The organism is Bradyrhizobium sp. SZCCHNR1017, assembly GCF_032381375.1.
Lineage (GTDB): Bacteria > Pseudomonadota > Alphaproteobacteria > Rhizobiales > Xanthobacteraceae > Bradyrhizobium.
The window spans coordinates 245,904-266,011 of the sequence record NZ_JAUHIR010000011.1; the positions used below are offsets into that span (position 1 = coordinate 245,904).

A 20,108-nucleotide genomic window follows, 5' to 3' on the forward strand; every position below is an offset into this window, starting at 1 on the left:
CAATTTTATTCAAGGGCTAACTTGGTGGACAGCTCGTTGATCTCACGGCTATCAACAGCTTCTTGCCCCAGGCAATCGCGCTGAGACCGATCAGGCGGGCGTTCTTCGCAACCAAGGGCCGTTCGCAGCCAACGCAGAAGCAGCTGTAGGCCAGACCGGATGGCATATCCTCGATGTGCAACAGGGTACTATCGGCTGATGCGGCGACCAAAGCGCTGCCATCCTTGGCGTAATCGAAACGTTGGTCGAGCCGTACGGTTGTCAGGTTGCGCAACCTGGCGGGGCTAATGCTCGAGGCGACTCCCTAAAGCTTTGCCCCTTACCGCGAACAGCTTAAGATTGTTGAGGAGTGTGAGGATTCGGATCGGGCATGGCGAATCAACCGCGCATCAAAAGCCTGGCGATCAGGAGGTTTCGGGGCATCGAGATTCTGGATTGGCGTCCAAGTGCCGGTATCAATGTTCTGCTTGGTGGCGGGGATTCTGGCAAGAGCACGGTCCTTCACGCCATTGCCCTGCTTTTCAGTCCGACCAACGCGGTCCAGGTGTTCGAGACCGATTATTTTAATCGATCGACCGACGATGGGTTCTCCATCGAAGCCGTAGTGGACATCCCGCCTGAGGTGGGGATTGCAGACTTTTCTTCGCTCTGGCCGTGGGAATGGGACGGCAGCGCTGCGGTCCTGCCCGACCCGGAGGTGGAGAAGGAGCCAAATCACCCGGTCTTTCGATTCCGCGTCCGCGGGACTGAAGACCTCGAATTGGTGTGGGAGCTGGTGCAGCCGAATGCGGAAATTGCCGCCTTTTCCACCGGTTTGCGCCGCCGGATCGGTGTGCTGCGCCTGGCGAACGATGACCGGAACGATCGCGATCTTAGGCTGGTCACGGGTTCTGCCCTTGATCGATTGCTGTCCAAGGGGAATCTCAAATCGCGGCTCAACAAACAGGTCGCCGAAACCGATCTTTCGGCCGCGCTGCTCAAGGAAGAAACGAAGGTTCTCGAGGATCTGGGGTCCATGTTTGAAAAGGCCGGGCTGCCGCACGACCTCGAGCTCGGGCTGACCAGCAGCCAAGGACTTTCGATTGGAGCGCTCATCGGACTTCTGGCAGACAGGGCCGGGGTAAAGCTGCCCCTGGCCAGTTGGGGCGCTGGTACCCGACGTATGTCCGCATTGGAGGTGGCGGGCGTTACGGAAGCGTCATCACGGCTGACAGTTATCGACGAGATCGAACGCGGGCTGGAGCCTTATCGGCTTCGGCAACTCCTTGCCAAACTGGTCAAGGATGACGGTCAATGTTTCGTCACGACCCACAGCCCTGTCGCGATCAAGGCGGCAACCAAGGCCGCACTCTGGTTCATCGATGCAAAAGGAGCGATCGGCGCGCTGCCAGCTATTGCCATTGCTCAGCAGCAAGCGCGTGATCCCGAGACGTTCCTCGCGAAGCTGCCTGTCATAGCAGAGGGGGTGACAGAGGTTGGCTTCTTGCGGTTCCTGCTGCGGAATGCTTTCGTCGCCGCGCCTGAAGATCATGGCATTCGTCTATGCGACGGCGGTGGCAACGAATCCATGCTTGGCTTGTTGGTGGCGCTGCGGGACGCGGGACTCATGCTGGGGGCCTTCTGCGACAATGAGGGCAAGTCGACCGGCCGATGGAAAAGCGTGAGCAAGGCACTTGGGCCGAGGTGCTTCCAGTGGCACAACGGTTGTCTTGAAGCGAATGTCATCGCACACGTGGACGACGCTACATTGTTCTCGCTTGCCCGCGATTCCGAAGGAGCCTCAGGTGAGAGGTTGCGGACTTTGGCGGATCGCCTCGGTTTACAAGCTAAAGATGAAGCCAGCATCCTAGCGGCGTGCGGCCCGCCTGAGGAGTGCTTCGCGAAGCTTCGCTCCCTCATCGTTGCCGCCGCGACCGGCAGCAAGGAAGGGGCGCCGGACGTCGACACGGCAAAGGATTGGGCCAAACACAGCCGGCGCTGGTTCAAATCTGAAGAGGGCGGCTACGAGCTGGGCCTGAAAATGGTGGAACTGAGCGTCTGGCCAAAACTTGAGCCGGAGCTGCTCCCGTTCGTCAACGCGCTACGTGCCGCGCTTGGACAGCCTGCGCTGGCTCCGGGGCAGCTCAAGCTGTGAGCGACGCGACCGTCGCTGAGCTGCTGCGATCCGACTTACCACTGGTGACCGTGGAGGCCGCTGCAGGGTGCGGCAAAACCCACCAGGCAGCCCAGTTTGCGACTGATGCCGCCCCGCACATCGGCGTCGGGCGCATCCTGATCCTGACACATACGCATGCCGCTCGGTCTGTCTTTGCGCAGCGGACGAAAACAGTATCTGGCAGGGTCGCGATCAGGACGATCGACAGCTTTCTGACTGAGATCGCAAGCATCTATCATCGAGCCATCGACCTTCCCGCTGACGTCGGAACGTGGGCGCGCGAAAACAATCGATACGACGAGGTGGCCAGCCGGTCTCGTCGCCTTCTGGAAGGCTCCTCCCTGGTCGCCGAAGCGGCAGCGCAGCGGTATCCTGTCATTCTCTGTGATGAACATCAGGATGCGAGCTCGGATCAGCACCAGGCGATTATGGCGATACACAAAGCGGGGGCTCGCCTGCGCGTCTTCGGCGATCCGATGCAGGTCATTTTTGGCGGCAACGATGCAGGTATCCGAGCAACGCTCGGACGTTGGGAGGATCTCAAAGGCAGTGGCGCATCGGGAGAGCTCCTCACGCCCCACCGTTGGTCGAGCTCATCCGAACTTGGAGCGTGGATCTTGGCGGCACGCAAGGCGCTGAAGGATGGTGGGAGGGTTGATTTGACGGGGCGATTGCCAAAGGGGCTGTCGGTTCATTTCGCCGAGAACTGCGCGCGCGTTCCACACAAGTCGTTCAGCATGACAAGCGCGCACAGGAGGCCGATTGACGATCTCCGGCGCCGCAGCGGTCAACTGCTCGTCTTGACCGAAAGCAACGATCGAGTGGGGCATCTCAACGCATTTTTTGATCGCTCGATGAGAATTTGGGAAGGGCACAGGCGCGAAAACCTGGCTCGCCTTATCACAAGCATTCGACAGAGTGCCGGTAACGTCGATGCAATCGTTGACGGATTTCTAGGGTTCGTAGAGGCGACAGGAAAGGGCTTTACTCTGCACTCCCACGGAGACCGGCTGAAGAAGGAGGTGAAGGAGCGCTGTTCGAAAGCAACGCGGGGCGTGATGCCGGGCCATCTCCAATCCGTGGCGAGGCTCTTGATCGCAGAGCCGGATCATTGCGGCGTCGCCCGTGCGCTTTCCTATTTGTTTGACGTGGTGGATCGAGGGGTAACCGGCTTCAGCGAGGTCGAATTAGACCTGAAGAGCGAGATCCGTGATGCCATTCGTCTTGGCCAGTTCCCGTCTGTCGACGCTGGGTTTGCGGAAATCACCCGGCGAAGGACTTTCTCGCATCCCCAACCCCCGCGTCGATGCTTGAGCACGATTCACAAGTCGAAGGGTCTCGAGTGTGATAACGCGCTGATGTTACTCTGTGATCGCGGCGCTTTCTCGAACACGCTGTACAAACGGCGATTGTTCTATGTGGGCATGAGCCGCGCCAAGAAAGAACTGACTCTTGTCCTTTCCAGGGATAATCCGTCGCCTCTGCTGAAGTTCTGAAGGATCTTGCTCGGCAAGGTCGCGGCAGCAGACTTCGCGTGCGGGGCATAATGAGGCCCGAATCTAATCCACCACCCGGTCTTTCATTTAGCGCCGGCGAGCTCTTGAACAGTGGCAAAGCGAGACTGGGGGATCTCCGGCATTGCCTTGCGGGCGATTGCCCGCAGGTCGCCGACCATGCCGACCGTGGGCTCGATCACGGACAGGTTCTGAGCCACGCGTTTGGCCCACTTCGGCGGCAATGAGCAGGCCGCGCTCAGCGGACAGACGGCTGGAAACCTGTTCCTCGACTAGCTCCCGGTCCTTGGCCAGCTGTTCCCGTTCAACTCGCAACGTCTCGGTGTTGAGCGGCACCTCGGCGTCTTCGCTGGCCAACTGCTCTTGAAAGCGTTGGCGCGCCTCGACGAGAAGGGCGCCGCGAGCGACCGGTCAGTCAAGTAAAGGAACGTAATATCTCGGTGCTTGGCAGATGATAGTCGCGTTGACACTCTGTAACAACTTTGAAATGATGAAGTCGGATATTGCCTTTACCCGTTGCTCTTCGACCCATTGCAGGTGCGACATGATTGTAAGTCGCCGAGCCTCCCTGAAACTTGCCGGTACCGCTCTGGTCGGTCTTGTGGCTCTGCCAGTGAGAGCAGGCGACCTCACCACAGACAAGATCCCGCCGCGCATTCCGCTCGACGAGTTCGTGAAGGATCACCAGCTCATTGACGCGCTTCGCCGCGGCGTACGGGCCATGAAGGCGCGGAAGCCGTCGGACCCGCTAAGCTGGTTCTTTCAGGCAGCCATCCATGGCGTCACGATCGAGCTGATTCAGAACGCCACCGCAGGCGATCCGAACCTGATCAATGTCGATCAGAAAAAATTCTGGAATCAATGCCCGCACTTCGGTCAGGCATCCGCAAATTTCCTGCCGTGGCACCGTGCCTATACCCACTATTTCGAACGCATTCTGCGAGCGCACACCGGGGAACCGCGGTTCGCGCTGCCGTATTGGGATTATTTTAGGCCCGAGAACTACAGGTTTCCACGGGAGTTCGGCGTCAGGAAACTTGACCAGCCGCTCGACGGGGACAGCACAAATCCACTCTACCACCAGGAACGCAACATCTACTTCACCGACTGGGAGCATTGGTCGGGAAACAATCTGCCCTATTCTCAGCTCACACCGGAGGCCGTCGATTGGTCGCCGGCGCGAGATGTCACCATCTTCTTTGGTCAGACTGAACGAGAAGGGCTCGCCGGCGGGATTGCGGACGAGGATGCGAGCACGCGCGGTCGCCTGGAGAGTTTTCCCCATGATCCGATCCACCGTCTTATTGGCGGCCTCATACCCCGTCCTCCTTTACCCAACCCCGCCGATCCCGCCAATCCGATTCCGCAGGAGCCGATCGCTGGCGGCATGGCGTTCCCTCCGACAGCCGGCTTCGATCCGATCTTCTGCGTGCATCATTCCAATCTGGACCGATTGTGGGCCGAGTGGTCGCTGATGCCTGGCAAGAGCTGGGGTCATTTTCCGCCGCAGGATTGGTTCGACGATCAACCCTGGCACTTCTACGACGTTGTTCTGGACAACGGTCAACTCAAAGCCGTTGAAGTTAGCCGATCGCGGAAGGAGTATTTCGATTATCGAACTCTCGGCATTTCCTTCAAATCGGAAGATTTGACCAAGACGCCGCTGCAACTGCCCGATCCAACTCCTGCTCCTCCGGCCGCTTTAGCGAGTCTGATGACGTCGCTTGCCAGGATCGATGGCTTCACGGCGGTCAATGGTCTTATGCCGGAGCGCTTTGCGGTGAACTCAGTCGCAGACCGGCTTCGCACGCCGTTTGCCGCGGCGCGAACCGCGGCGATTGCTGTCGGTCCGCCGAAGCGGTTCCTGATGCGGATCAATGGCATCGACTTGAACAACGTCGCATCGACCGGATTCGATGTGCATCTCGTGGGCGATACGTCCACTAAGCCGCAACGAAGTGATGCAAGCTTTCTCGGGTCGATCGCCCTTTTCCGGCATGACGGTCAGCAAGCGGTCGCCGCCGGCCCGCACGTAGGCCATGGGAAAAATATCCGCAAGGCCTCCGATACTTTCGACATCACCGGCGCGCTTGCCGCATCGGGGCAGGCGGATCCGTCGAAGCTCCACGTCGTGATTGTGCCGTACAGCCTGGCGGCTACCGTCAGCGATCAGAAGTCGATTGTCGAAACGAATGCACTGAGGTTCGACAGCATCGAATTCCTGGTGAGCGGTTGAGATTGCGGACCTATTAACAGACAGACATGCAACGCGCTCCAACGATCGTCCGCCAGGACCAGCTCGGGTAACGGATGCGCTCCCAATGTCATTCCTTTAAGAACTTCGTCGTGCCTTCGTAGATGTCGAGTTTCTGCTTGGTTCCGACGGTGACCCTAGCTGGGCTGAGAGACTCGATGGTTAATCCCTCGAACGACAGGGGCGAGGACCCCACGACCTTGATCAGCGCCTCGTCGGCCTGCAGCGTCGCGACCTCGATGGGCGCCTGATCAGGTGTCGGCGTAACAATCTGACCATAGGTGACCCCTGCCTTGGCGAGCTCAGCCACGACCCGCAACATGCGGAGCGAGCCAAGTCGGAGACGATCCAGATAATTTCTCTCGCGTACGTCGTTTGTCGGCAACAGAATGAAGACAAGCTTCGTGGTTGGCTTCAGCGTCTTCTTGATGGCACTGCCCAGCTTCGCAGGCTCAATGATTTCTGCGGCTCCGGGAAGAAAGCGGACCACAACCTGATCCTTGGTATCGACTAGCCTTGCCGTATCACCGTCAATGGGTGTGAAGTAGATATCGAATTTCGAAGCAGGCTTTTGCACCTTCGACGACGAGACGAACCCGCTGTCGAGCTGTATCGGAAACTTGGAGATCGTCGCGAACGTTCCTGCCTGGGTCACATCGATCGGCAACGCTACGGAGTTCGTCGTCAGCCAGGTTCCGGGCTTGGCGCGATCCTCGGCGACATAATTGGGAGGCGCTCCGGCCGCCGATATGCGTATCGACTTCTTTGCAATGTGCGCGAGGGGAGGGAGCGTAACGGGGGCCGATGCTTCCTTCAGCGACAGAATATCGGGGCAGGGCGAGCCCTTGTCTTTCATCGTCTGCAGCAGCTTGTCGAGACGCTGTTCGAGCTGAGCCACGGTCGTTTGCGCGCCCGCGGGGTCCGAGGCCGCCTTCCAATCGTCCTTGATTTGAAGTGCCATCCGGCAAGCGATCGCAACGGCTGCCGGTCCACTTTCGACCATCGCTTCGAGCGCGATCACGGCTCCCATCACCGAGTCCAGATTTGCGGCCGTGGCGCCATCGAAGATCTGGATTTTCCTCCAATCGTCGGGAAAGGCGACCAAGTTCGGAAACTGCTGATATGTCTTGCCGTCGATCTGAAGGCCATCCGCAAGCTTCTTTCCGACGAAATCGTTGAGCAGCTGTTCGGCGGATACCCCCGGCTGGCTTGGGGTCTGATCCAGGAAGACCTTGGCATAGAGGCCGTTCGGCTGTGACGGCAAATCGGCAGCATAGTCGTTCGGGGACGTCGAGTAGTGCACGAGCAAGCCCGGCACTTTGGAGATCGGCAAATACCCGTCGAGCGGCTTTTCGTTCACGGCGCGGCGTCCATCGGCGTCGACTATAGACAGTTGAGATCGGCACATGTCGAGAATGGCAATAACTGGTGCGCCCCTCGAACTCAGGCCAGCCAGGATCGACGACTGGCTCAGCGATCCCTGTCTCAGAGATTCCTTCGAATCGTCCTCGGCGCCGTCGCCAATGCTGAACGACTCCGCACCCATCGCATAACCGTGACCGGCGAAGTAGTAAAACGTCAGCGCATTGATGGAGTCACGCACCGTCGTCGAGGCTGTGATGACCCTGTCGTGGAACTTCGCCGAGACATTAAGAAAGCACGCTACCTTGAACTTCAGCCTGAGCATCAACGCGGCGATCGCGGTCGCGTCCTTGACTGCGTTTGTCAGCTTGGGAACCGCATAGAGAGAGCGTCCCAACGCGCCGTTAGGCTGTTGGCGGTCCGGGTAGTCGTTGCCTATCACAATGGCAAGGCGTCGCGCACTGCCGCCTGGTGCAGCGTCGATCATCTTCTTTATGTTAGGGACGGTCGCCTCCTGGCCCATGACATCTTTGCAGAGGAGCGCATCCCCGGCTGCGGGCGCATCTGCCATGGTGGTCAGTGGAGTTAGGTGTAATGCGATCAGAACGCCGGCGAGCAGCCACGTCAGTGTTCGGCGGCGGCCGCGCTTTTGACCCATGACAGTATCTCCGAGGTGAGGGAGGTATAGATGGCGCCTTCGCCGCAGCCAGATCCGGTCGATCTGGACGTGATGCCGATAAGAGCCGCGCGCTTCTGGGATGTTCCCTGCTGGTCGACGAGCATGTATCCTCCGCCGCCGCTATCGCCAAAACAGGGGCCGACCGGCCGTGGATCGACTGTCAAAATCTCGCGGCCTGAAGCACATCCGTAGAGTTCGCCGTCCGGTTTTCCGTCATTGCTTCCGCTGCAATCGAGGCTCAGGATCGGCGAGACCGCCAGCGTCTTCTGCTTGGGATCCTGAAGCAGGATCGGTCGCTCCGCACTGGACGACGTCAAGCCGAACCCGACGACCAAGATATTCCTGTTACCAGCTGAAAATTGCTGTTGAGCAAACCCGTCCTCTGGAAGCGCAACCGCCTGTGCGACCTCTCTCGGCACATCAATTGCCAGGTTGACCACTGCGATGTCACGTCCGGCCAGGGAGACCGATGAGTCCGCCCTCGTCACTCCATTCCCAAGGCACTTGACGCCGTCATGGCCCTTCTGCCGAGCCACCGCCGCCCTGTAGTTCCTGACATCGCCCATTTTCGGGCCGAACACCACGTATTCGATCGTACCCAGACATAGACAGTGCGCCGCCGTCAGGACCGTGTGTTGGTCGCCGGCCAGGACGCCGGAGCAAAAGTCCTGCGTTGGTGAGCTGTAGATCAGCGAGACTTCGGCGAGGCAGCGGGGATTGGTGACCGGTTCACCGCCGATCACGCGCACGCTCATCGCCGAGCAACCCGCGATATCGAACGATGAGAGCGGGTGATCGGCCATCGTTTCCAACCACATCGAGTATCGCCGGTCGCGGTCGATCTGCTTTGTAGAGGCGACGTTCTTCTCGAGCGGTTTGTCTTCGCCGGTGACGGTGCGATTGGGATCGTAGTCGTTCGAACCGTTACGAAGCGCAATCCCTGCCTCGTACATTTTCTGCCGAAGCGCCGCTGAATACTCCGCCGAACCGGGAGCCCCGGAGAGCGTTGCGGCACCGCGTATGCGCTTGCCAATATCCTCCGGTTGGCTCTGAGCCCACGCCGGCGCGGTCAAAGTCGAGGCGATCAGCACGGCGGTTGCGGTGACCTTTGGAGATTTCATTAACAAGCCCGCGACGGATTTGTCGGTTCAATGCGACGCAACAGTCTGATTCTGGATCAGGCGGTTCTGCTCGCCGGCATTCGGCCCCAAAGCTATATTAAGAACATGAGTTCGTTGACCCGCTGCGGCGAACGTCGAGGCTCCCGATGGCGAGGGCCCCTTCCACTGCAGCAACGTCCAGTTCGGCGTCGCGCTCGCGCCGTAAGTCAAGACGAACGAAACCGAATGCAGCAAGGAATCGAGCGGCGGATCAATTCGCTTCAATCCAGCGAGGATCTTGTTTGCTTCCGTCTCGAGATCGTTGACGTATTGTTGCTGTGCGACGGCTTCGTTCTTCTTGTCTTCCGTGGGAACGACCTGTTGCTCCGGAACCTGGTCCGGCTTAGGGGTGGCGTAAAGAACGACCTCGTACTCTTTTTGCACCTCATCCGTGCGTTGTTTGGCAATAGCGGCAGCAGAGGCCGCCTCGGCCGCGTAGACCTTCAACGAAGCGACATTGCTGTTGATCTGCCGCTTGATGTCGGACTCGAGCACGGGCCAGGACGCGTAGACGGCCCGGTTGATCTGTGCCGGATATGCCGCGATCCTCTTGGCGGCCGCCGCTGATGCGTCGGCGGCGGCTCGCGCCGCAGCGCTCGCGGCCTTTAGCCGATCGATCGCCTCGGCGTAAGTCATCTTGCCACCACCGGCGAACGGCGCGCCGGCCTTGCCGGGCCCCGGAGCGGAGCTCGGCTTGACTGTGCTCACGGGGCTCGGGTGATAGCCCGCATGCAAGGCGAAGACATCCGGCCCAACCGGGGCAAGCGCCGAGGCGATCCACTCCTGCAGGCCCAGATTGCCTGTCAGGCCGCCTCCGTCGGCTCCGATGCAAACCCGCTCCTCCGGATGCTCTTGCTCGTATTTCGCAACGCGCGAGCGCCAGCGCTTGAGCTCCTTCAAGGACAGCGTAAAGCTGATGACTTCGGCGCGAACCGCCTGTTCGCCGAGATTTGCGCCCGCGCCGAAGGTGAAGAACTGGTTCACCGCAGAAATCGAATTGCTTGTGAGACTTGTCGATCCAGCGCCGTAGTTGAACGCGTTCTTGTAGAAATGCGTGTAGGTAACGCCGGGCGCTACGCCGCCAGCGTTATTCGCTTGCAACGTGAGATCAACTTTCGCCGTCCAATCGGCCAACCAGCGGTACCGAGGCGTATCGATGAGGTCGTCGAAGGCATCCGCGACCTCGCAGCGTACCCTCGTGACGACCTTGTTCATCAGTACATCGCTCTGGGTAGTCCCAGTGGCTTCTTCAAGCTGTGGGACAGTCGAGCAGCCGGTGAGAAGAGCGAACAATGGAATGAAAAAACGAGCACGCAATGAAAAATTACGCATGCAACTCCCCCCGAAGAGCACGCAAAACCCGAAAAGGTTGTAATTCCAGGTTTATTCTAGCTGCCAGAATTGATCCTGTCGACAGAATTTCCATCTTGGGAAAGCGGATACGAACTCATTTTTGTGGAATGCGCCCCCCGCGGTGTGAACTCCAGTGGTCGCCCAGCTCGAGACGGCTCTCCGCCTTTTCCGTGGCTCAGGCGAGCGTCCGTCGTATATGGCTTTCGTTGGGTCGGCTGACCGACGCACAAGGGGGGCAAATGCCTGCAACTGCCTTTTCAGCGACATTCGGTCGCGAACTGGACGTCGACCAGCTTGCCGTGTTCATGACGGGCCTACAGCCGACGTCGGAACGTGACGGAGCAGAGCTTCTCGGCTCATTTGGCGAGGCGACCCGCGCTGATATTCAATGCTCTTCGTGCGGCAAGCTCGGCGCTCGCGTCGTTCGCTCAGCAAAGTCGTGTGCATCAAGAGCCGTTCTGCGGCAAGCCCATTTCAGGTTCGTCGATCCCGATGGCGGCGATGCCCACCACCCATTCTGCGAATTCTATGGCGATGGTTAGAATGGATCGGCGCAAGCGAGCCTCCTCGACTTCGGCTCGGAAAAAAGTACAGAGACCAGGGCCGTGAGGGTCCTCGTGTGCAAAGGCATTGAGCAAGGCTTGTTTGATCAGCGGCGCATCCGGGCCATGCGTCAGTGGTTTTTCGATGTCAAGTCCGCCAGCCGTTTTACGGTGACAACGACGCGCGAGGCACTTTCTTGGCGCGAGCGCTCCATCGTCATCCCAGCTACCAGCGTTGGGCATTCCACCCAGCTCAGGCGGAGATGCCCGCATTCAATTGGAAAGTCGCCGCTAAATACCAGTTTACCGAAGATAACCTGCATTTGTTCGATCTAATAAAAGGTGTCCCAATCGACCATGGGATTTGTTGCCAAGCCGGGGAGCTGCTTCATAAGCACTATCAGCGCGAGGTCGTCGACCCGACGGTACTCCAGTCCAACTACGATGCGGCCGTCTCGCTCTCCGGATTTGTCGCAAGGAATAGCAGCATCGAGTTTGGTAAGGTCCGTCCAGAATATTTCGGGCTTAAAGGACCGCCGACTGCATTGCTTGCCCACGGATTTGAAGTCGGGAGTGGGTTAGCCGCGCCGCCGCGGAACGGCTGAGATCGCCTCTTTTCTTCATCGGGTAAGCTGACCTGCCGGGCTGTTTCGCGTTGTGATCAGTGCAGCCGCGCTCGCAAGAATCCATAGGCGGGGGCGGCAAAGGGCTGGGCCAGCCGGAGGCCGGTCAAGGCCGGCCAGACCCTTCGCCGGTCGCGCTGAAGGCGAGCCTTGACCGGGCTCCGGTGGCTCTGTAGCGGCCTTCCATGCGCCTATGGCTGGGTATGTCCCAATTCTGCGAGCCAGTTCGCTAAGCTGCGATTGGTGCCATTCGGAACATTGGTCTCTTTGGTCTTTCTTCCTCGAGCAACACTATGGGTGTGAGAGCAGTGCCGTGCTGCGATAAGTGAGTACAAAGACTTACGACCGCCGGTTCTACGCCGCGGAGAGGCGCTTTTATCTTGCCGTCGAGCCCGCCCTACGTTCGCTCCTCTCCAATCCCAGGCTGAACTGCGCTCAGACACCGCGCGGTGGCTACACGAGTGGTGAGTCTCAGGCAGCATCTTTGCTGCGGCTCCTGTCGGCTCATTGGTATCCGGGCGCAGGGTCTTAGCGATCGATCGACACAAACCAGAGTGATCGAACTGCAGCGGCGATGCTGTTCGTCCGCAGATCCGAGATGGAAAGTCGAACTGCCCTCCAGCATCAACTGAACACGGATCGGTCCAGCATCGAGGAAAACTGGTGTTAAAGCCGCACGCAAATCGCCGATACGGATGGCTTAGATCGAGTGTCGATCGGCGGCAGGTAGGCAGCAACAGCGCATCGTGGCCGGTAAGGGGAGGGCTGTAGCGCGCGACGTCGCGCAATTCGGCCGTTCCGCTTTGGCTTCGGACATGCCACTTTTGCAGGACACCTGAACGCAGGGCATGGCTCGCGAGGCTTGGTCCGCTTTCGCCAAGCGGCGGTCAGAATCTTTCGCCATCCGACTCCACTACGCAGGGCCTCTCCGTATTGTCTCCACCGGGCGGGCAAGGGATGACCGATCCCGGTCCGAGCGCGCAGCTCCCCGTTCCGGTTACGGCAGTCAGTGTCATCGTTTTGGAGCAGCCGGGCTTTTGCGCGCCTCCGATCTCGCGGGGCCGAGACGCAAGGAGCAGCATCTGATCATGACCGAGTCCGTTCCACCCCATCCATTCGATGACATGGAGGCGCTAGCCTGGCTGCGCTCCCAGCCCGAGGGACATGTGACGGTCAGCGCCGCTGAGCTCGGACGCCGATGGGGCTGGAATAGGATGCGGACCAGTCGTCGCCTGAAAGCCTGGGAGCGCGCGGGCCTGATCAGTCGTAACGCTGAAGCGATCATTGTAACGGGGAACGTAACGTCGGCGGTTACAGATGGTACCGCCGTCGTTGCGGACGCCGCCGGCGTCACAGGGTTGTCCGGAGCGGAGGAAGCTGATCGCTCCCCGAAACGCGTCAAGCTCGCTGCCTTGATTGTGGCTCTGGCGCTGGCTTGTGTATCGGCTGCCTTTTCCATCGACGGCCTGACCGCGATCTTCGCTGGGGCCTTCTGGCCTGTCATCATCATGGGCGCCGTGCTGGAGGCTGGAAAGCTCGTGGCGGCGGCCTGGCTGACTGAGCATTGGATGTCTGCGCCGTCCATCCTGAGGTTCGTCCTCGTCCTGATGATTGGTTTGTTGATGGGCCTGAACGCCGTTGGCGTATTCGGCTTCCTCACCCGCGCTCACCTCGACCATATGGCATCCATAGATCTCACCCTTGCCGACAGAACCGCAGATGTTGAGGCCCGCCTCGGGATGCAGAGCCGAGCGGTCACCGACATAGACCGGCGTATTGCCCAGATCGACGCAGCGATCGACGAGGCAACGCGCCTTGGCCGGCCCGTCGGAGCGATGACGATTGCTGACCAGAGGCGTCGCGAACGTGCCGACATCGCGGTGGAACGCCAACGAGAGTCCCAGGCTCTCGCCAATCTGCAGATCGAGAAAGCCAAGATTGACGCGCAACGCCGGCGTGCCGAGGCCGAGGTCGGACCGATACGGTATCTCGCCGAGCTGATCGGCATACCCGCCACGGACTTTGAGCGAGCGGTCCGCCTGCTCACGCTGGCTCTCGTTGCCGTCCTTGATCCGATGGCAGTGGCGCTGCTGCTCGCTGCCGGAGTTCACGCCAGGCGCGCGGGTTCATTCTGACCGTTGCCGTTTCGTCTCTAGCAAGCTCATCGCGCGATACGAGTCTTGACCAAATCGGTGAGCAGCAAACCTGCTTCCGCGCAAAGTTGCGGTCGAACGCCAGAAGAATGAAGCAAGAGTTTTCTCACACCCTATGCACCTCCGGTGCTGACGCTTCGCGTGCCGCATGCGGCTATCTCATTGGGGTGAAACAAAAAGCTCCCCTCCTTCGGTGTTTACACAAGCGGGGTCGAGCGAATACAGCGGTCTTGCCGAACGATCGGCAAATCATGACTCGTCAATAGCTTGCCGGCGTTTGGGCGCGTATACGAAAGAAATCTCCCGTCTCACCAACGATTCGCTGTGCGTTTGCTTCGGTTTCGGGCCTCGCCAACGCTGTCGGCTCTCGCGATCCAAATTTGAAGTGCGCAGATCGCTTCCCGAGAGCTGCAGATCGATTGCGAAGCGGGCAGGGCCCCTACCGCCAGCCGGCACTCCCGTTGCGTGATCGGGAGCCGCTGGAGGCCGGGGAAGCAACGTCCAGTTTTTCGTCTCCCGGCTCTCGGTCAATCCCGCTCGTGCTCGCGGTAGCGGAGCTTGATCTTGACGCCAGACATGCCGGCCGGCTGGTCCAATGTGCGGAGGATTTGGCCGAGGCGAGAGCCAAGTTGAGCGGCGCTGTGGTGCTGAGTTAGCTGACCTGGGGCCAAAGCTGCCGGCGGTGATGATTGAGCAACCGGCGAGCGGGCTTGACCTCGCCCTCCTGGGAACCCCGTGTGAGAACGGCTGCTTGGCGGTAGGTGGTCCCGGCCTGCCTCTGAGCCTTGTAGAGCTCACGGCTGACGATCGCGCCCCAGCTGCCATCGCGACGCGGGGTAGGTTGAAGACGAAGGCATGAGTGTGCAACTGCGGATCGGATTCCCAGGCAGCAAGCCACGACGCCGACCTCTGATCCAGCTGGCATCTCGTGCTAAGCGCGTTGCGTTGATCGTGCGAGTTTATAGGCCTGTTTTATTAGGGAAGGGCAGCTGCAAGCCGGCAGCTTTGCACACAGCTTCGATCAAGAGCCGAACGGCTTGGGCGTGCCAGTCAATTTGCTCGATAGGCGCATCCCAATGCTCTGACATCACGTAGGCTGCATGACGAGCCTTTATGCCCAGACCTACGATCGTCCGTGCGGGCGTAGCCATAATTGCCCGCTCAACGGGTTCTAGGCGAGCCAGGACCGATTCGATCCTTTGCGTTCGTCTGGCCTCGTCCGAGCGAATGTTCTCTGCCTCTCGTCGCCCCCGACCGTCACTGTGCTCGGGCTCCAGGGCGAAAATCTCCGACAGCAATGTGACAAACGTCGTGTCAAGCTGGACAAGCGTGAAATCGTCCTCAAGCCGTTCAGCCGAGGCTGTCTGACACCTTGGAAGCTCATTTCGAGGGTTGAGTCTCTCGCCTTTCAAGGGGCCATTGGCATTCATCGATTGAACTCTAAAGTCGCGCGCCTCAGATTGGGGTATGTACAAATTGTACCTAATACGGTACAATAGTTACATGGACCTTGCAAGTGGGATCAGAACAGATTGTTCTGATGCAGGTACTGGGGCAAAAGCTAAGATCCCGCGCTAAAGAGCTAGGCTTTTCAAACGCCGAGGTGGCGCGTCGTGCGGGCTTGAGCGAACGGCGATACGGGTTTTACGTTACCGGGGACCGCGAACCGGACCTTTCGACGCTATTGCGCATCTGCAAGGTGCTAGCCACGACACCAAACATTCTATTGGGCTTCTCCGAAGACGTGAGGGAAGGTTCGAATCGGGGCTTGCTGGTTGAACGGCTTCGCATGGCGAGCCGCGCGCTCTCCGAAAATGATCTTCAGAGCTTGGTAATTCAAGCTGAGGCGCTGGCCACACATCGTGGACGGCTCAAGTAAAGCAAGTTACATAGGTGGGCTGATTAAGTCGGGCCTCCAGATACGTGGCTCAACATCCACAGAAGAGGTGTAGCATTCGCCTGCCCCGGCCGTGAGCTACGCCTCTTCGAGGCATTCTTCTCCTACAAGGAACCTGGGCTGAAGTCAGACCACGCCGGTGAGGCAAGAACGCTACGCGACATCATTTGCGAACAGAAACGCGGGCCAGATATTCGCATCATCAGCCCGAACGAACTCCGACAGAGCGCCGAAGATCAGTTGACGAGCGCGTTCTCAGTCACGGGAATCGACTGCGGTGTCTCCGCCGGCGTGCTGGTCCAACCGTCAACTCCCACGGTCCTTGAGCTGGCCAAGTATCCCGAATGAGCGCGCCAGTTCTTCGGCTTCCCGATGTTCGACAGCCGCCTCATCATGCTGACCAACTTGCGACAGCGCTTGCGCGAGTTTCCGCTTCCCGCGAATAAGGAACCCAATTTTATGCGGATCTGGGGCGGTCTCCATAAGCCGAACCCCTTCACGTAGCTTGTTCAGTGTTGCCTCGACGCGGAAATGAATGCGATTCCGCAGTTGAAATTCCGCAAAGGCCCATTCGCTTAAGGACTCGCCCAGCGCGGAAGCGGACGCTCCACTCCGTTCTCGAACGCGGTATCCCTCACGATAGTCCGATAGTGCGCTATAGATGTGCCACGGGCGGCCGAGTTGAGCCAGGCGCAAATGTGCGCTTGCGCGGATCCCCAAAGCTCCTCCACCGGGATGTCGATCCAGATGGCGCGTTGCAAGCTTTATCGCAGCCTCAAAGCGCCGGCGCTTCCACCTGGGCGTTTCGCATATCAATCCCATCGAGTACAGTTCGCTGGCCATTGGTCCGAAAGGGAAGCCGATATCTTCCTCTGGCAACCGGCCTCGCCTCCGAAGGAGATCATTCCGCGTATGGAACGCGGCCAGAGTACTTGTGCTCAGCGTACCATGTATGCCTGTCCAGGCGGCCGCCGCCGGCCATCGGTCGCAGATGTGTTGCCATTCATCAGCGCGATCATCGCGCCATCCGCCGACTGACACTTCTCTCAAAGCCATCCAGAGAAGGCCAAGCCGGCTTGCATTGTGAGCCGGCTCCTGCTCGGCTAGTCCTAGAAGCCGGTAGAACCGCGCGGGGCTGTAGTTCATGGCGCTCCGAGGGGCAAACCGTCCGATAAAGCTAAGCTTGGAGGAGTATATCTCCCGATTGAGGTCGAGGAATGAAGTTCGATTCGCCAGCCGGTCGTGAAAGAACCGCAACTTCCACTCCTCGGATGCGGCGGCTGGAAACCCCGCGAGAAGCGCCCGGACGTCCGCGAGAACATCCCTTTCGTCAATCTCGAACCAGTTCTTACTTCCCTTGAGATCCAGGACTTCGATCAGGTTCAAGAGCTCGGTATCGGGCTCGTATCCACGCAATGCATAAAAGACCACCGGAATACGCTTGAGGCTGGCGTAGAAGAGTTCGACCTCGAGGACGCTTGCCGCTGTATTTCCCTCGTCATCTATTTCGATAGGCGTTCCAGCCCTATGGCCAAGGACAACAACAACCAGATCCGATTGCGATAGCTCCTGAAGACACTCCTCAATAGCCGCTATCCAATCGGGGCTCGACTCCTTATCGCGCGCATTGGCAGGACCGGTATGCTCGACGCATTCGTGAACCCATATTGTGATTCCCAGTTCACGGCCGAGTTCGTACAATTGCCTCCGTAATCCAAAGTAGTAATGCTCGGCGGCATGCGGGAATCTTTCCTTGTACGTTGAGGAGAGGAAGACGCGTGGTCCTTTGGCGGTTACCTCCGAGATGGGAGAGGTCATGGCAGGCATCATGAAATCTGTTGATGTCGACGATCCACGTCTTAGGCTTCTCATTCAAGATTCGTTGATGCGACTAGGCGGTCGAATCGAGTGTCGAGCAGCCGCGGCACGCTCCTAGGATTTACCGCGGGCAGTGGCAGACTGGAGGACCACGCCCGGCCTCCGGGATACGCGCCTGTTCTCGCCGCGAACAGAAAAGCGGCTCATCCCTTTGAAAAAATTGACAAAACGCGCGCGACCTAAGAGAGGCGGAATCCGCCGCAACCGGCGGTTGACAATTCTCACCATCTTCGACTGACTATAGCAAGTTAATTGTCGGATCGATCATTTCTTCAATCCATTGCTTGGTCTAGCGCAGGCGAGCTTGGCTTGAGATTTTGCGGCTAAGGCAGTTCGTTCATGCAAAAGGACGCAGAAGACTTTGTCGGCAAATACCTCAAGGAGCTGAAAGAGAATAACGCGGCCGTGTTTGTCGGCGCCGGGCTCTCGAGAGCTGCTGGCTATGTTGATTGGCCCGGGCTCATGTCACCCATCGCGAGTGACCTTGGCCTCGACGCCACGAAGGAGACGGACCTCGTCGCATTAGCGCAGTATCATCTCAATACCAACGCGACGAACCGGCACCAACTCAATCAGCTTCTTATTGACGAGTTTTCGGATCTGAAAGGACCGACGGAAAACCATACCTTGCTCGCCAGGTTGCCCATTCAGACATATTGGACGACCAACTATGATCGTTTGATTGAAGCTGCGCTCGAGGCTGGAGGTCGGCGGGTTGATGCGAAATACACCAACGAGCAACTCGCCATCACGCGTCGCGGCCGCGATGCGGTCATCTACAAGATGCATGGCGATATCGAACACCCTGACAAGGCCGTCCTCAGCAAGGACGATTATGAGCGCTATCATAGCACGCACGCGCCATTCGTGACTGCGCTGTTGGGTGATCTCGTCGAGAAGACGTTCCTGTTTCTCGGCTTTAGCTTCAGCGATCCAAATCTCGACTTTATTCTAAGCCGGATTCGTTCGCGATTCACTCAGCATCAGCGACAGCATTACTGCATCGCAAAGCGGCGGAGCCGCCAATCCAAAGAAAGCAAAGCAGAGTTCGACTATGCTTTGATCAAACAAGAACTTCTTCTTCAGGATCTGTTGCGCTTCAACATCAAGACTATTCTCGTCGACGAGTTTTCCGAGATTACCGAGCTGCTTCGAACGATTGAACACCGATACCGTCGGCGATCGGTCTTCATATCCGGCAGCGCCGCCGACTATGGCTCATGGGGCCAAAGTGCGACCGGTGAATTCATGGCAAAGCTCGCCCGAGCACTCATCGAGAAGGATTTGCGCATCACCTCTGGCTTCGGACTTGGGATCGGCGAAGCTGTTGTGACCGGAGCCGTACAACAGATCTACTCCACGCGTCAACGCAGTATCGAGGAGCAACTGATGCTGCGTCCGTTTCCGATTGGTATTTCAGACCCACAGGAGCGCGACAGGACATTCAAACGCTATCGAAACGAACTCGTCGAGCAGGCCGGCATAGCTATCTTTGTGATGGGCAATAAGAATGTCGGAGGCAAGATTGTCCAGGCCGACGGTGTTCGCGCGGAATTCGAGCTTGCTAAAGCCAAGGGCCTCTACCTCATCCCGATCGGGTCTTCCGGATCGGCAGCGTCGGAACTATGGAATGAAGTCACTTCGCAAATCGACGTGTTCTTTCCAAGGAATACAAGGACTATTCGGCCCCTGCTCAAAGCGATCGGTCGTCCCGTCAAGGACCCGAATGATCTTCTGGAACCGTTGCTCAAACTGATCGATTGTCTCGCCAAGGAGTAATTCATATGGCTCGAAAGTGTTTCTACAGTTTTCATTATAAGCCCGACAATGCGCGCGCAAGTCAGGTGCGTAACATCGGCGTGGTCGAAGGCAGTCAAACCGTTTCAGACAATGATTGGGAAGCTGTAACCAAAGGGGGCGATGACGCGATCAAGAAGTGGATTGCTGGTCAGATGAAGGGAAAAACCTGCGCGATCGTCCTGGTTGGCGCAGGGACGGCCAATCGGAAGTGGATCAACCACGAAATCATCAAGGCTTGGGATGATGGGTTAGGAGTTGTCGGAATCTACATTCACGGTCTCAAGAATCTAAATGGGGAGACCTCAACTCAAGGAGCAAATCCGTTTGATTTTATCGGTTATGGAAACACAGGCAAGAAGTTGTCGTCCATCGTCAAGTGCTACAATCCCGGAGGTACATCGAGCAAAGAGCGCTATGACTGGATCTCCACGCATCTTTCGAACGCGGTTGAGGAAGCCGTCACCATTCGAAGCAAGAATTGACGGCCTGGTTACACCCGACTGCAAGCACGCGTCGCTTTCCGTAGACGAGTTCATTGGCACTGACATCTTGGTTCAATCCTGGGCGAGGTGATATCGGTACACCCGGGCGAAATCGTCTGAATCCGCAGGTGCTGATTCGAGCTCGAAATCCTCTCGCACTCAAAGGCCGGCGCCTCTGCAGGTCGTGTCCCCGGAGGTGGTGTAGCTCGGTGGAGCAAAGCCGCCCGGACGCGCGCTCCCAAATAGCGCCGTAGCG

The 20,108-nt window shown here is 58.6% G+C and carries 14 protein-coding genes; 8 read left to right on the top strand and 6 right to left on the bottom strand.

Annotation, left to right across the window (positions count from 1 at the left end; translation table 11 throughout):
* The first annotated feature begins 370 nt into the window (after window positions 1-370).
* Together QW863_RS25605 and QW863_RS25610 are read left to right on the top strand one after the other, a co-directional pair.
* Window positions 371-2,134 (top strand): ATP-dependent nuclease, encoded by a 1,764-nt coding sequence (locus tag QW863_RS25605; protein WP_315769004.1) that lies wholly within the window; start codon window positions 371-373, stop codon window positions 2,132-2,134.
* On the top strand, window positions 2,131-3,651 hold the full coding sequence (locus QW863_RS25610; protein ID WP_315769007.1) for a UvrD-helicase domain-containing protein: 1,521 nt from the start codon (window positions 2,131-2,133) through the stop codon (window positions 3,649-3,651). The genes QW863_RS25605 and QW863_RS25610 overlap by 4 nt, the downstream gene beginning before the upstream one ends.
* An 83-nt stretch (window positions 3,652-3,734) precedes the next feature.
* Here QW863_RS25610 and QW863_RS25615 read toward each other — a convergent pair whose 3' ends face one another.
* Window positions 3,735-3,869, bottom strand: a complete 135-nt coding sequence (locus tag QW863_RS25615; protein ID WP_315769009.1) for a hypothetical protein — start codon at window positions 3,867-3,869, stop codon at window positions 3,735-3,737.
* Window positions 3,870-4,120: 251 nt separating this feature from the next.
* Between QW863_RS25615 and QW863_RS25620 the strand changes: the two genes are divergently transcribed.
* Window positions 4,121-5,905 carry a tyrosinase family protein gene (locus QW863_RS25620; protein WP_315769011.1) on the top strand — a complete coding sequence of 595 codons (1,785 nt, stop codon included), beginning with the start codon at window positions 4,121-4,123 and terminating at the stop codon, window positions 5,903-5,905.
* A gap of 88 nt (window positions 5,906-5,993) precedes the next feature.
* Here QW863_RS25620 and QW863_RS25625 read toward each other — a convergent pair whose 3' ends face one another.
* The 4 genes from QW863_RS25625 to QW863_RS25640 all read right to left on the bottom strand — a co-directional run bounded on the left by QW863_RS25625 (window position 5,994) and on the right by QW863_RS25640 (window position 11,262).
* Window positions 5,994-7,943 (bottom strand): caspase domain-containing protein, encoded by a 1,950-nt coding sequence (locus tag QW863_RS25625; protein WP_315769013.1) that lies wholly within the window; start codon window positions 7,941-7,943, stop codon window positions 5,994-5,996.
* Window positions 7,910-9,085 (bottom strand): trypsin-like serine protease, encoded by a 1,176-nt coding sequence (locus QW863_RS25630; protein ID WP_315769015.1) that lies wholly within the window; start codon window positions 9,083-9,085, stop codon window positions 7,910-7,912. The genes QW863_RS25625 and QW863_RS25630 overlap by 34 nt, the downstream gene beginning before the upstream one ends.
* A 27-nt stretch (window positions 9,086-9,112) precedes the next feature.
* On the bottom strand, window positions 9,113-10,339 hold the full coding sequence (locus QW863_RS25635) for a hypothetical protein (protein ID WP_315769017.1): 1,227 nt from the start codon (window positions 10,337-10,339) through the stop codon (window positions 9,113-9,115).
* A gap of 584 nt (window positions 10,340-10,923) precedes the next feature.
* Window positions 10,924-11,262 (bottom strand): hypothetical protein, encoded by a 339-nt coding sequence (locus tag QW863_RS25640; protein ID WP_315769019.1) that lies wholly within the window; start codon window positions 11,260-11,262, stop codon window positions 10,924-10,926.
* A gap of 20 nt (window positions 11,263-11,282) precedes the next feature.
* Between QW863_RS25640 and QW863_RS25645 the strand changes: the two genes are divergently transcribed.
* From QW863_RS25645 to QW863_RS25655, 3 genes are all read left to right on the top strand, one after another.
* Window positions 11,283-11,624, top strand: coding sequence for a hypothetical protein (locus QW863_RS25645; RefSeq protein ID WP_315769021.1), 342 nt, complete (start codon window positions 11,283-11,285; stop codon window positions 11,622-11,624).
* A 1,106-nt stretch (window positions 11,625-12,730) separates the two neighbouring features.
* Complete coding sequence (locus QW863_RS25650; protein ID WP_315769023.1) at window positions 12,731-13,777, top strand: hypothetical protein; 1,047 nt, start codon at window positions 12,731-12,733, stop codon at window positions 13,775-13,777.
* A 1,558-nt stretch (window positions 13,778-15,335) separates the two neighbouring features.
* Window positions 15,336-15,674, top strand: a complete 339-nt coding sequence (locus QW863_RS25655) for a helix-turn-helix transcriptional regulator (RefSeq protein WP_315769024.1) — start codon at window positions 15,336-15,338, stop codon at window positions 15,672-15,674.
* 324 nt (window positions 15,675-15,998) lie between these two features.
* Here QW863_RS25655 and QW863_RS25660 read toward each other — a convergent pair whose 3' ends face one another.
* Window positions 15,999-17,510 carry a DUF4062 domain-containing protein gene (locus tag QW863_RS25660; RefSeq protein WP_315769026.1) on the bottom strand — a complete coding sequence of 504 codons (1,512 nt, stop codon included), beginning with the start codon at window positions 17,508-17,510 and terminating at the stop codon, window positions 15,999-16,001.
* A 399-nt stretch (window positions 17,511-17,909) separates the two neighbouring features.
* On the opposite strand from QW863_RS25660, the gene QW863_RS25665 reads away from it, so the two are divergent.
* The gene (locus tag QW863_RS25665) at window positions 17,910-19,349 is read left to right on the top strand and encodes an SIR2 family protein (protein ID WP_315769028.1); all 1,440 of its coding nucleotides are present in this window, start codon (window positions 17,910-17,912) and stop codon (window positions 19,347-19,349) included.
* Between the two features lie 5 nt (window positions 19,350-19,354).
* A complete protein-coding gene (locus tag QW863_RS25670) occupies window positions 19,355-19,852 on the top strand; it encodes a TIR domain-containing protein (protein ID WP_315769030.1) in 498 nt (165 codons plus the stop codon).
* The last annotated feature ends 256 nt before the right edge of the window (window positions 19,853-20,108 follow it).